General features: G+C 71.2%; 9 protein-coding genes. 4 read left to right on the top strand and 5 right to left on the bottom strand.

Annotated features, from left to right (window positions below; genetic code table 11):
- Positions 1–126: 126 nt before the first annotated feature.
- The 4 genes from ald to ACIBK4_RS33510 form a co-directional block, all read right to left on the bottom strand.
- Entirely contained in the window at positions 127–1,242 is a 1,116-nt protein-coding gene (ald, locus tag ACIBK4_RS33525) for an alanine dehydrogenase (RefSeq protein WP_399001475.1), read from the bottom strand.
- 142 nt (positions 1,243–1,384) lie between these two features.
- Complete coding sequence (locus ACIBK4_RS33520; protein ID WP_399000839.1) at positions 1,385–3,472, bottom strand: tetratricopeptide repeat protein; 2,088 nt, start codon at positions 3,470–3,472, stop codon at positions 1,385–1,387.
- Between the two features lie 168 nt (positions 3,473–3,640).
- Complete coding sequence (locus ACIBK4_RS33515; protein ID WP_399000837.1) at positions 3,641–4,267, bottom strand: NUDIX domain-containing protein; 627 nt, start codon at positions 4,265–4,267, stop codon at positions 3,641–3,643.
- Positions 4,268–4,389: 122 nt separating this feature from the next.
- A complete protein-coding gene (locus ACIBK4_RS33510; RefSeq protein WP_399000834.1) occupies positions 4,390–6,057 on the bottom strand; it encodes a CTP synthase in 1,668 nt (555 codons plus the stop codon).
- 533 nt (positions 6,058–6,590) lie between these two features.
- On the opposite strand from ACIBK4_RS33510, the gene ACIBK4_RS33505 reads away from it, so the two are divergent.
- From ACIBK4_RS33505 to ACIBK4_RS33490, 4 genes are all read left to right on the top strand, one after another.
- Complete coding sequence (locus ACIBK4_RS33505) at positions 6,591–8,393, top strand: glycoside hydrolase family 15 protein (RefSeq protein WP_033286235.1); 1,803 nt, start codon at positions 6,591–6,593, stop codon at positions 8,391–8,393.
- A gap of 56 nt (positions 8,394–8,449) precedes the next feature.
- Positions 8,450–8,665 (top strand): DUF6243 family protein, encoded by a 216-nt coding sequence (locus tag ACIBK4_RS33500; protein ID WP_399000832.1) that lies wholly within the window; start codon positions 8,450–8,452, stop codon positions 8,663–8,665.
- 118 nt (positions 8,666–8,783) lie between these two features.
- A complete protein-coding gene (locus tag ACIBK4_RS33495) occupies positions 8,784–10,166 on the top strand; it encodes an FAD-binding protein (RefSeq protein ID WP_399000830.1) in 1,383 nt (460 codons plus the stop codon).
- Positions 10,167–10,210: 44 nt separating this feature from the next.
- Positions 10,211–11,857, top strand: coding sequence for a PucR family transcriptional regulator (locus ACIBK4_RS33490; RefSeq protein WP_399000828.1), 1,647 nt, complete (start codon positions 10,211–10,213; stop codon positions 11,855–11,857).
- 10 nt (positions 11,858–11,867) lie between these two features.
- On the opposite strand, the gene ACIBK4_RS33485 is transcribed toward ACIBK4_RS33490, so the two are convergent.
- Positions 11,868–13,007, bottom strand: a complete 1,140-nt coding sequence (locus tag ACIBK4_RS33485) for a glycosyltransferase family 4 protein (RefSeq protein ID WP_399000826.1) — start codon at positions 13,005–13,007, stop codon at positions 11,868–11,870.
- Between the last annotated feature and the right edge of the window lie 175 nt (positions 13,008–13,182).

Raw genomic sequence — 13,182 nt, 5'->3', positions numbered from 1 at the left:
GTGCCGCAAAGTGACCATACACACACTTCCGGCCGGACCTGTCGAGCAAGGTCCGGCCGGGTGCGCCGAGTTGACGACCTGTGTTGACGTATCGCCTTTTGCTGAACGGTGACTTAGTCGACAGAGTCAGCCGAGCAGCGTTTCCAGCTCGACGTGCTCCAGTCCGTGCGCCTCGGCGACCTCGCGGTAAATCACCTTGCCGTCATGGGTGTTGAGGCCCTTGGCGAGAGCAGGATCACGTCGCAGCGCCTCGACCCAGCCGCGGTTCGCGAGCTCCACGATGTACGGGAGCGTCGCGTTGGTGAGCGCGTAGGTCGACGTGTTGGGCACCGCGCCGGGCATGTTGGCGACACAGTAGAAGACCGAGTTGTGGACCGGGAAGGTCGGCTCGGCGTGGGTCGTCGGACGCGAGTCCTCGAAGCAGCCGCCCTGGTCGATCGCGATGTCGACAAGAACACTTCCGGGCTTCATCCGCGACACGAGTTCGTTGGTGACCAACTTCGGTGCCTTCGCACCCGGGATGAGCACCGCGCCGATGACGAGATCGGCGTCCAGGACGGCCTTCTCCAGCTCGAAGGAGTTGGACATGATCGCCCGGACCTTGGTGCCGAAGACCTTGTCGGCCTCGCGGAGCTTGTTGATGTCGCGGTCGAGCAGCGTGACGTGGAAGCCCATGCCGACGGCGATCTGCGTGGCGTTCCAGCCGGAGACCCCGCCGCCGATGACGACGGCGCGCGCGGGCTGGGTGCCGGGCACACCGCCGGGCAGGACACCGCGGCCGCCGACCGAGCGCATCAGGTGGTAGGCGCCGACCTGCGGGGCCAGCCGGCCCGCGACCTCGGACATCGGGGCGAGCAACGGCAGGGCGCGGCCCGGGAGTTCGACGGTCTCGTAGGCGATCGCCGTGGTGCCGGACTCGACGAGCGCGTCGGTGCACTCCTTGGAGGCGGCGAGGTGCAGGTAGGTGAAGAGCGTCTGGTCCTTGCGGAGGCGGTGGTACTCCTCGGCGATGGGCTCCTTGACCTTGAGCAGCAGGTCGGTGGTGGCCCAGACCTCGTCGGCGGTGGCCAGGATCTGCGCACCTGCGGAGACGTACTCGTCGTCCGTGATCGAGGAGCCGACGCCGGCGTTCTGCTCGATGAAGACCTGGTGGCCGTGGCGCACCAGCTCGTGCACGCCGGCGGGGGTGATGGCCACCCGGAACTCGTTGTTCTTGACCTCGCGGGGGATGCCGACCTTCACGTCGATCACGGTCCTTGGCTCAGAGGGTGTGGGGCAATACATCTCATACCCGGACATGCATGAGCGCACCGGGAGACCGCAGGAGAAGGTGCGGCAGAGCCAGTCTAATGAAGGTGTTCTCCGTGTCTAGCCTTTCAATGCATCAATCTTCTGCGGATGTACTACGGATTTCGCAGGCGTTAGCGTCTTGTTCCAGGGGTTCGGAGGCGGATTCCGGGGTTTCGGGGGCGGAATCGGCCTCCAGAAGCTCCTCGCCCAGCATCCGCTCGGCCGTCCCCCGGTGCAGCGCCGCGGACGCCGGATCGCCGAGCCGGTCGAGGGTGTCGGCCAGCCGCAGCTGGAGCGCCGCCTGCAGTCGTACGTCCTCGGCGCGGCGCGCCCACTCGACGGCCTCGTGGCAGGTCGCGAGCGATTCCTCGGGGCGGCCCGCGTACTCCTGGACCCGCGCCAGCTCGCTCAACGCCCTTGCCTGGGCGGCCACATCGCCGTTCTTGCGGTGCCCGGCGACAGCGGCCCGCCAGTTCCGCAGCGCCTCGCCGTAGCGGCCCGCGTAGGTGTGCGCGGCGCCGATCCGGCCGTAGAGCCGGGCGGCGTCCACGCGCTCGTCCCGGGCCTGCCGCTGGGCGAGCGCGCGGCCGAACCAGTCGGCGGCCCGGTCGTAGTCACCGAGCTCCTGGTGCGCGCCGCCTACGGATTCCATCGCGCGGCCGGTCGCATACGGGTCGTTCGCCTCGCGTCCGGCGTCCAGCGCGGCCCGGTAGCGGGCCAGTGCCTCGGTCGTGCGGCCGGTCTGCGCGTCCAGATCGGCGAGGTTGAGCAGCGCGGCGGCCTGCTCGCGGGGCAGGTTCCGCCGCTCGGCCACGTCCAGGACGAGGCGGTGGATGCCGTAGAGCTCGGGGGCGGCGGCCCGGGTGCCGAAGTGGGCGACCATCGCCCGCACCAGCTGGGACATCAACCGGCGGGCCAGCGTGTCGAGTTCGCCGTCGGCGACCGCGAGGCGGGCGGAGGCGAGCAGGGCGGGCTGGCGGACGCTCAGCCAGTCGGCGGCGGCCCGGGGGGTCGGGAAGCGCAGCGCGCGGGGCGTGCCGAGGAGCTTCTCGCGGGCCTGGGGGCTGTCAGTCTCGGTGATGGCGCGGCAGGACTGCAGCAGCCGTACCGTGCGCTCCAGCATGCGGGCGCGGGCCAGCTGGAGTTCGGCCGGGCGGTCCTGGGTCTCGGCGAGGGCGTGCAGGAGGGGCTGGAGGCAGCCGGGGACCTCGTACTGCGGGAGCGGCGAGTGCAGGGCCCGCAGCAGGCCGGCGGTGGCGAAGTCGTCCAGGGTGGTGCGGGCGCCGTTGACGGAGCAGCCGGCGAGCGCGGAGGCGGTCTGCGGGTCGACCAGGCCGGCCGGGGCGAGGGAGAGCAGTCGCAGTATCCGGGCGGCGGGGCTGGGCAGGGAGCCGTAGACGAGCCGGAAGACGCGGCTGAGGGGCGTGCCCTCGTCGCTCTCGGCGTGCAGGTGCTTGGCGAGGTCGGCTACGGCGGCCTGCGGGCGCGCGGCGAGCCAGCCGCCGGCCAGGGTCAGCGCGGCGGGCTGGGACTGGCACACCTCGACGAGGCCCTCGGCGGCGACCGGGTCGACGGTGATGCGGACCGCGCCGGTGTAGCGGGTGAGGAGTTCCAGCGCGGACTTGGTGTCGAGGCCGCCCAGGGTGCAGGGGCGGACGTCGGCGATGCCGGTGAGCGGGCCGGTGGAGACGGCGACGACCAGGCAGTCCGGGGAGTCCGGCAGCAGCGCGTCGACCTGCTCGGCGTCGGCCGCGTCGTCGAGCAGGAGCAGCGCCCGGCGGTCGGTGAGGGCTTCGCGCAGGATGTCCGAGAGGTCGTCCTCGGAGGCGCCGGCCGGGGTCGGCAGCTCCAGGGCGGTGAGGAGTTCGCGGGCGGTGCGCTCGGTGGGGACGGGGGTGCCGTCGGGCTCGCTCAGCCGGGCGCGGAACACACCGGCGTCGTAACGGTCAGCGACCTGTCGGACGAGTTCCTCGGCCAGCGCGGTACGGCCGGAGCCGGGCCTGCCCGCGATGAGGAGGACGCGGGCGCGGGGGGCCTTGCGGCCGGCGATGGTGTCCAGGCCCGCGCGCTCGATGTCGGCGCGGAGCTCCTTCAACTCTCTTGCGCGGCCCAGGAATTGGCCCTCGGGAGAAGTGTCCTCGGACAGCCTCACGCCGCCGGTGTCCACCGCCTGATCCGTCACGGGCCACACTCCCGTCCCACTGCACGCGCAAAGCCCGCCGGGACTCCGGATCGGGTGATTCCAGAGCCTAGTTCACGCTCTGCGACGAACCGTGCGGAGCGCGGCGGGCACGTCCCTCGATCGGATCAGCCGATCGTCACACCGGCGATCGATGACAAGGGGGTGGGTTCAGGACTCGAAGGGACGCGCGGGCCACGGCGCCTCGGCGGGGCGCAGCGCGTCGACGCCGTCGCCGTGCCGGGCGGCGACCAGGGCGAGGACACCGACGACGAGGCAGTTGTTGTGCAGCTCGCCGGCGAGGACCCCGCGGACCAGCTCGTCGACGGGCACACGCGCGTGCTCCATGTCGGCCTCCTCGTCCTCGACCTCGAAGCGCTGTCCCTCGGCCTCGGACAGATCGCGGGCCAGGAAGACGCGGACGGCCTCGTCGCAGCCGCCGGGCGTGGTGTAGACGTCGGTCAGCACCCGCCAGTCCTCGGCCTTGACGTGCGCCTCCTCGTAGAGCTCACGCTGGGCGGCGTGCAGCGGGTTCTCGCCGGGGATGTCGAGCAGTCCGGCCGGGATCTCCCACAGCTTCTGCCGTACGGGGTGGCGGTACTGCTTGATGACCAGGACCCGGTCCTGCTCGTCCAGGGCGAGGATCGCCACCGAGCCGGGGTGGACCTGGTAGTCGCGGTGCACGACCGCGCCACCGGGCATGACCACGTCGTCGGTGCGCACGGAGGTCTTGTTGCCGACGAAGGGGGTCACGGTCGCCCGGATCTCCCACTCCTCCGGGGTGTCCTTGATCGTCATGCGCTGTCCCTCCACACGTACCCGAAACACACGTACAGGAATTTCACGAACCGGACGTCCACATACGGCCGGGGTGCACACCTCTTGAAGGCGCGCACCCCGGTCACCGTACAACCCTCGTACTACTTGCCCGTCTTGCGTTCCACGGCGGCCTTGACCAGGCCCGCGAAGAGCGGGTGCGGCCGGGTCGGGCGGGAGCGCAGCTCGGGGTGGGCCTGGGTCGCGACGAGGTAAGGGTGGGCCTCGCGCGGGTACTCCACGTACTCCACGAGCTTGCCGTCCGGGGACGTGCCGGAGAACTGAAGGCCGGCCTTCTTCTCCAGCTCGGCGCGGTAGGCGTTGTTCACCTCGTAGCGGTGGCGGTGGCGCTCCTCGACGTACTCCTTGCCGTCGTAGACCTCGCGGACGATGGAGCCCTCGGCGAGCTTGGCCGGGTACATGCCCAGGCGCATGGTGCCGCCCATGTCGCCCTCGCCCGCGACGATGTCGAGCTGCTCGGCCATGGTGGAGATGACCGGGTGGCCGGTGGCCGCGTCGAACTCGGTGGAGTTGGCGTCCGCGATGCCGGCCAGGTTGCGCGCGGCCTCGATCACGATGCACTGGAGGCCGAGGCACAGGCCGAGCAGCGGGATCTTGTGCTCACGGGCGTACTGGATGGCGCCGACCTTGCCGGAGACACCGCGGTCGCCGAAGCCGCCGGGGATGCAGATCGCGTCCACGTCACCGAGCTGCTTGGCGGCGCCGGCCGGGGTCTTGCAGTCGTCCGAGGTGACCCACTTGATCTTCACGCGGGCCTTGTTGGCGAACCCGCCGGCGCGCAGCGCCTCGGTGACCGAGAGGTAGGCGTCGGGCAGGTCGATGTACTTGCCGACCAGCGCGAGGTTGATCTCGTGCAGCGGGTTGTGGACGCGGTCGAGCAGGTCGTCCCAGGTCCGCCAGTCCACATCACGGAACGGCAGGTCCAGCTTGCGGACGACATAGGCGTCCAGGCCCTCGCTGTGCACGGTCTTGGGGATGTCGTAGATCGAGCGGGCGTCGGGGCAGGCCACCACGGCGGCCTCGTCGACGTCGCACATCAGCGAGATCTTGCGCTTGATCGCGGTCGGCACCTCACGGTCCGAGCGCAGCACGATCGCGTCCGGCTGGATACCGATGTTCCGCAGGGCCGCAACCGAGTGCTGGGTCGGCTTCGTCTTCAGCTCTCCCGACGGGCCGATGTACGGCAGGAGGGAAATGTGGACGACGAACACGTTGTCACGGCCGACCTCGTGACGGACCTGGCGGACCGTCTCCAGGAAGGGCAGCGACTCGATGTCGCCGACCGTGCCGCCGACCTCGGTGATGACGACGTCGACCTCGTCGGTCGCCATGCGCCGGATGCGGTGCTTGATCTCGTTGGTGATGTGCGGGATGACCTGCACGGTGTCGCCCAGGTACTCGCCGCGCCGCTCCTTGGCGATCACCGTCGAGTAGACCTGGCCGGTGGTGACGTTGGCGCTGCCGTCCAGGTCGCGGTCGAGGAACCGCTCGTAGTGGCCGATGTCCAGGTCGGTCTCGGCGCCGTCGTTGGTGACGAACACCTCACCGTGCTGGAAGGGGTTCATCGTGCCGGGGTCGACGTTCAGATACGGGTCGAGCTTCTGCATCACGACGCGCAGGCCCCGCGCCTTGAGGAGCATGCCGAGGCTGGAGGCGGTGAGGCCCTTGCCGAGTGAGGAGGCGACACCCCCGGTGACGAAGATGTGCTTGGTCGTCGTGGTGTTGCTGTTTCGGAAAGCAGCGGGCGGCATGGCCAAGAGGGGGCTCCCGTGGTCGCGGTCTGGGGTGCGGTGCGGCTGCCCGCCCGGAGATCCCGGGTTTTTCTGGAGGCGCCGTCGCTGCGGTTCGGGGGTTTCTTGCCCACCGGTCCACGGGCTACCAGGGTATCAGCGCCCGGAGGAGATGGCTTCCGGCCACGCTCCGCGCCCGCCCCGACACGGACGCGACCTGCATCGACATGAACACGCCTCCCGTCGACACAGACGCGCCCCGGTTACCTGCTTCTCACCGGGTGCTCACCCGTTCGGCCCAGGTCCGTTGGCGAGAGCGGCACACAGATCATCTACGTGCGTCGTATCCTGCTCGGACACTCGCTGCCGAGCCGGTCCGGAACACGGCACCACCCCCGCCCGTATATCCCGGAACAACGAGAGCTCGTCAGTCCGTTGGGCAACGACCCCCATTTGCTTCATGGCTCAACGACGCACTACAAACGATCCCTTGACCGCACACAGCGACCGCCCCTTTTTCGTGGGGCGACGTGGCCGTTCGACTGGAGTTGCACGTGGCCGGGCGCATCGAAGATTACGCACTCATCGGAGACATGCAGACCGCTGCCCTGGTCTGCCGGGACGGCACGGTGGACTGGCTGTGCCTGCCCCGATTCGATTCCCATGCCATCTTCGCCGGTCTGTTGGGCACCGAGGAACACGGCTTCTGGCGGCTGGGCCCGGCCCACGCCGCCGACGCGCCGCCGCCCACCGCGGCCCGGCGCGGCTACCGCGGTGACTCGCTGATCCTGGAGTCGGAGTGGGACACCCCGCGAGGCACGGTCCGCGTGACCGATTTCATGCCCCCTCGCGACGGCGCCCCCCAGCTGATCCGCATCGTGGAGGGCATCTCGGGCCGCGTCCCGATGCGCTCGGCCCTCCGCATGCGTTTCTCCTACGGCCGGGTCGTCCCCTGGGTGCACAAGCACGAGGGCCGCACGGTCGCCGTCGCGGGCCCCGACTCCGTGTGGTTCGACACATCGGCGGAGACCTACGGCAAGCAGCTCACGACGTACGCCGACTTCACCGTCGCGCCGGGTGACCGCATCGCGTTCACCATCTCGTGGGAGCCCTCGCACAAGCAGCCGCCGCCGCTCCCCGAGCCGGAGCAGTCGCTGGAGGCCACGGAGGACTTCTGGCGCGACTGGGTCGACCAGTGCACGTACCACGGCCCGTACCGCGAGGCGGTGGTCCGCTCCCTGATCACGCTCAAGGCCCTCACGTACGCCCCCACGGGTGGCATCGTCGCCGCGCCGACCACCTCCCTCCCGGAGGAGATCGGCGGCGTCCGCAACTGGGACTACCGCTACACCTGGCTCCGCGACGCGGCCATCACCCTCTCCTCGCTCCTGCGCACCGGCTACCGCGAGGAGGCCCGCGCCTGGCGCGAGTGGCTCCTGCGGGCGGTCGCCGGCGACCCGGAGAACCTGCAGATCATGTACGGCATCGCCGGCGAGCGCGAACTCGGCGAGGCGGAGCTGGACTGGCTGCCGGGCTACGAGAACTCCGGCCCGGTCCGGGTCGGCAACGGCGCCGCGCACCAGCTCCAGCTCGACGTCTACGGCGAGGTCACCGAGGCCCTGCACCTGGCCCACATGACGGGCCTGGCCCGCAACGACTACGCCTCCCTGCTCCAGCTGAAGCTGATCCGCTACCTGGAGAAGCACTGGGACGAGCCCGACGAGGGCATCTGGGAGGTGCGCGGCCCGCGCCGCCACTTCGTGCACTCGAAGGTGATGGCCTGGGTCGCGGTCGACCGCACGATCAAGCTGATCGAGTCGGGCGACGCGGACGGCCCGCTGGAGAAGTGGCGCGAACTGCGCGACGACATCCACCGGGACGTGTGCGAGCGCGGCTACGACAAGGAGCGCAACACCTTCACACAGTCGTACGGCTCGAAGGAGCTGGACGCCTCGCTGCTCCTGATCCCGCAGATGGGCTTCCTGCCCCCGGACGACAAGCGCGTGATCGGCACGATCGAGGCGATCCAGCGCGAGCTGTCCACCCCGGACGGCTTCATCCTGCGCTACCCGACCTCGGGCACGGACGAGGGCGTCGACGGCCTCCCCGGCGACGAGGGCGCGTTCCTCGCGTGCTCGTTCTGGATGGCGGACGACCTCGCGATGATCGGCCGGGTCGACGAGGCCCGCAAGCTCTTCGAGAAGCTCCTCTCCCTCCGCAACGACCTGGGCCTCCTCGCCGAGGAGTGGGACCCGCGCCTGCAACGCCAGGTCGGCAACTTCCCGCAGGCCTTCAGCCACGTCCCCCTGATCGACACGGCCCTGCGCCTGACGGCTTCGGGGGCCTACGGCGGCTGACACCGGTGCCGGGGTGATGCACCCGTGGACCACCTGACATCACTACCGGGAGAACCGTGACCGTGAGCAAGAACATCAACAACCCCGTGGGCACGGGCGGCGGCCAACGCAAGAAGCTGTCCCGCGCCGAACGGCAGAACCACGGCCCGCACCGCAACCTCGACCGCCAGGGTGCGGCCGACCAGAAGGCGGAGCTCGTGCGCAAGATGCGCGAGAGGGCAGCCGCGGCCGAGGCCGCCGGGCAGGCCGGCGACGACACCGCGAAGAGCTGACAGGCCTCAGCGGCAGGGCCTTACGGCTTGGTGACGTGCGGCGGCCCGGCGCGACCGCCGCACGTCACCCGCCAGGCTGGAAGCCGACAAAAGCCCCTTTTCTGAAAGGGGGGCGGCCATGGCTTCCCTCTCGACGGCGAGCGCGGCTCTCACCGCGTTGCGCGAGGATCTGGTCGGCGACGTGTTCGCCCCGGGGGATCAGGGTTACGACGACGCCCGTGTCGTCTTCAACGCGATGATCGACCGGCGACCGGCCGTGATCGCCCAGTGCGTGGACGAGGCCGATGTCGTACGGGCCGTGCGCTTCGGGCGCGAACTGGATCTGCCGATCGCGGTGCGCGGCGGCGGACACAGCGTCGCCGGCATGGCGCTGGGCGACGGGGCGCTCGTCGTGGACCTGCGCCATATGCGCGAGGTCACGGTCCATCCCGCGGCCCGGGCGGTACGGATCGCCGGCGGCGCCACCATGAGCGAACTGGACGGCGCGACCCAGGAACACGGCCTCGCCACCACCGGCGGCCGGGTCTCCACAACCGGCGTCGGCGGCTTCGTCCTCGGCGGCGGCACCGGCTGGCTGGACCGCGCCTTCGGTCTCGCCGTCGACAACCTGCTCGCCGTCGACCTGGTGACCGCCGACGCGACCGTGGTCCACGCGAGCGCCGAGGAGAACCCCGAGCTGTTCTGGGCGCTGCACGGCGGCGGCGGAAACTTCGGCATCGCCACCGCGCTCACCCTGCGACTGCACGAGCTCCCCGAGTTCTCCGTCGCCATGGTGATGTACGAGCCCGAGCACGGACCCGACGTCGTCCGCACCTACCGCGAGATCATCGAGACCGGCCCGAATGAGGCGAGCGGCGGAGTCATCTATCTGACCGCCCCGCCCGAGGAGTTCGTCCCCGAGCACCTGGTCGGCAAGCGGCTGTGCGGCGCGCTGATCACCTACGCCGGCGCCGAGGAGGACATGCGCAAACTCGCCCAGCCACTGCTGGCCCTGCCGCACGAGATAGAGATCGTCACCGCGCTGCCCTACGCCATGTTCCAGACGATGTTCGACGATCCCCCAGGTATGCGGAACTACTGGTCGGCCGAGTATCTGACGGGCGCGCCCGACGAGTTCACGGACGTCTTCTGCGCCCTCGGCGAGAGCATGCCGGTCCCCACGGGCACCCAGCACGTGCTGTTCCCGCAGGGCGGCGCCATCGCGTCCGGGCCGACCGAGTACCCGCAGCCGTTCCGGACCGCGCCCTGGGCCGTGCACCCCTTCGGCATGTGGGAGGACCCGGCCGACGACGAGCGCTGCGTCGCATGGGTCAGGGACGTCCAGGCCCGGGTCCGGCCCTGGAGCACGGGCGCGGCCTACCTCAACTTCATCGGCGACGAGGGCACCGACCGCGTGACGGCGGGCCTGGGCGCCGAGAACACCCGACGGCTCGCGGCGGTGAAGCGGGAGTACGACCCCGACAACGTCTTCCGCTTCAACCACAACATCGCGCCTGCCTAGCCTCGAGGTGTGCTGAGGGCATCCGCGCAGGTACCGTCCGCTGCATGGACAGCCGCACGGACAGCACATTCGACAGCCAGGGCGCCGGCATCACCGTTCAGCGGGCGCTGGAGCTGCCCGGGCTGCGCAGCGGGCTGCCGGAGATCCTGGCGGGCGCCGACCGCCTTCAGCGGACCGTGCGCTGGGTCCACGCGGGCGAGGTCCCGAACATCGCCTCCCTCCTCAAGGGCGGCGAACTCCTCCTGACCACGGGCTACGGCCTGGGCACACGCCCGGCGGAACAACGCGCCTTCGTCCGCACGCTCGCCGAACGCGGCATCGCGGCCCTGGTCGTCGAACTGGGCCCCCGCTTCACCCGCCTCCCCGCCACGCTCGTCGAGACGGCCAGGGCGACCGGCCTCCCCCTCGTCCAGCTGCACCGCGAGGTGCCGTTCGTCGCGGTCACCGAGGAGATCCACACCGAGATCGTCAACGGCCACTACACGCTGCTCCAGCAGGCCGAGGAGGTCCACCGCCGCTGCACGGAGGCCCTGCTCGGCGGCGGCGGAATCCCCCAAGTCCTGGGCATCCTGGCCGACTTCAGCGGCAACCCGGTCTTCCTGGAGACCCCGGACGGCCAACTCCTTTACGCGGCAGGGTCAGGCCCCGAGGGCGCCGACCCGCTCCAGGTGTGGGAGGGCCTGCGTGGCCAGCACAAGGACGCCTCGCCACTTGCCGGTTCGGTGGTGGTGGACGTGCCGGGCGGTGGTCCCGGTACGGGGTCGGTGCGGGCGCGGATCGTCCTCCTCCCGGTCCGCGCTCCCCTGGCCCCCGTGCACCGCATCGCCGCCGAACGGGCCGCCGACATCCTCGCCGTGGTCCTGATGCAGGCCCGCCAGGAGGAGGAGTTGGCGGCACGCGGACGCGGCGACTTCCTCACCGACCTCGCCGAGGGCCGCATCGCCGCGGAGGACGCCCCGGCGCAGGCCCGGGTCCTGGGCTTCAAGCCCGGCACCAGCCCGCTGCTGCCCGTGGTGATGCGCCTGGGCGACGCGCTGGCCGCACCGGGCGGCGGCTGGGCGGTCCTGGCCCGCGCGGTCGCCGAGGAACTGGCCTCGGTGGGCGTCCCGGTCCTGCTGGGCGTACGACCGGTCGAGGGCCGCGTCCCCCTCCTCCTCGGCCTGCGCTCGGAGTCGGAGCGCTCGGCGGTCGCGGACCGGGTGGCGGCCGCGCTGCGGGCGGGCGTTGAGCGCGCCGGGATGCAACGCCCGGGCGCGCAGCCGCCGATCGTGGTCGTCGGGGTGGCCGGCGGCTGGGCGGCGGCATCGGCGGGCCTGCGCCACGCGGCCGAGACGGCGACGGCGGCCCAGGGCCTGACCGACCAGCCTTGGTACGACGCACGGCGCCTGGACATCGAGCTGCTGTTGTGGCGACTGCGCGACCATCCCGACCTGGCGGCCTTCGTGGACCGGGCGATCGGCCCGCTCCGCGACCACGACAACCGCTCCAAGCCGCCCCTACTCCCCACCCTGGAAACGTACTTGGCCCACGCGGGCCGGAAGGCGGAGACGGCCCGCGAGCTGCACCTCAACCGGCAGACGCTCTACAACAGGCTTGCCAGGATCGGTGAGTTGCTCGGCACGGACCTCGAAGACCCGCAGACGGTACTGGCGTTGAGCCTGGCGCTACGGGCACGCAGGCTCGTCCCCTGAGGAGCCGCTCTCAGGTGAACGGCAGCGGCTGGGTCAACTCGTCGTAGACGCTCAGCACTTGGGCGACGGTCTCGTCCTCGGTGGGCCAAGTGGCCGCCTGTCGGGCGCCCTTCTCCCGGAGCAGTTCCCGGCGTTCGGGGTCGCGCAGCAGTCCGGTGACGGCGTCGGCGAGGGCCTTCGCGTCGCCGTAGGGGACGAGTTCGGCGGCGTCGCCGACGAGTTCGGGGACGCCTCCGACGGCGGTCGCGACGAGCGGTACGCGGGCGTGCAGGGCTTCCTGGGCGATCACCGAGCGGGACTCCCAACTGCTGGGCAGGAGTGCGACATCGGCGGCGGCGAGCAGTTCGCCCACGTCGTCGCGCCGCCCGATGAGCCGCACCGGCAGCTCTTCGTCCTCGATCCGCCGCTGCAACTCACCCCGCAGCGGCCCCTCCCCCGCGATCACGAGCAACGGCGTCGGATCGAGACGGCACCAGCCGCGCGAGGCGTCCAGGAGCGTGTCGTAGCCCCGCTGCCGGTCGAGGGAGCCGACGGCGACGAGCAACGGGCGGTCGGTGGCGCCGAGTTCGGCCCGGAGCTTGGGGCTGAGCCGGTCGGGATCGTCGTGGTCCACGGCGGCTCGACGCGGCCCGGGCAGCGCGACGGCGGCGAGGCGGGCGTCCCGGGCGCCGGTTCGCCGGGCCCGGTCGACAAGATCGGAGGTGGTCCCCAGCACCACGACTGCGGCCTTCACGACCCGCCGCTCCAGCAGCCGCAGCAGGTGCGCCCGCGCTCCCTCGGCATGGGCGCGGTTGTGCCACGTGACGACGAGCGGGGTGCGGCGTCCGCTGAGGGCGAGGACCGCGCGGAAGGAGGCGTGCAGCCCGTGCGCGTGCACCAGGTCGGCGTCGGCGCAGGCGGCCCGGAGGGCGGCCACGGAGGCGGGGTCACTGCTGCGGGGCACGTGCACGTGTTCGGCGCCGACGCCCGTGAAGTCGTAGGTGTGATCGGCCTCGACGGGGGCGCACACCGTGACCCGCACGCCCCGCGCGACGAGCCCGGAGGCCAGGGAGCGCACATGCGCGCTACTGGCGGCATTGCCTCCGCCGAGCACCTGCACGGTGCGCAGCGGCGACTGGCCGTGCGGTGAGTGGCTGCTCACGGGGGTCACGTGGCCGGGGCTCCTGGTTCGGCGACGGGCGGTCACGAAGAAAGTACAGAAGGATCGGGCGGAGGGGGTGTACCGCACGCTTCCTACGCGTTCCGTCTCAAGGATGCCAGCACGTACGGGTGTTCCGGCAACGCCGAAGGGTGTGGGGGCTGTGTGGAAGGGCAACAGGGGGGCG

The sequence above is a fragment of the Streptomyces sp. NPDC050528 genome, from assembly GCF_044457795.1.
In the GTDB taxonomy this organism is placed as follows: Bacteria; Actinomycetota; Actinomycetes; order Streptomycetales; family Streptomycetaceae; genus Streptomyces.
This window is presented reverse-complemented; position numbering and strand designations above follow the sequence as displayed.

Bases quoted from the DNA above. Each gene is read 5' to 3' on its own strand.
- ACIBK4_RS33515 (WP_399000837.1), bottom strand. From the start codon at position 4,267: ATGACGATCAAGGACACCCCGGAGGAGTGGGAGATCCGGGCGACCGTG.
- ACIBK4_RS33510 (WP_399000834.1), bottom strand. From the start codon at position 6,057: ATGCCGCCCGCTGCTTTCCGAAACAGCAACACCACGACGACCAAGCAC.
- ACIBK4_RS33495 (WP_399000830.1), top strand. From the start codon at position 8,784: ATGGCTTCCCTCTCGACGGCGAGCGCGGCTCTCACCGCGTTGCGCGAG.
- ACIBK4_RS33490 (WP_399000828.1), top strand. From the start codon at position 10,211: ATGGACAGCCGCACGGACAGCACATTCGACAGCCAGGGCGCCGGCATC.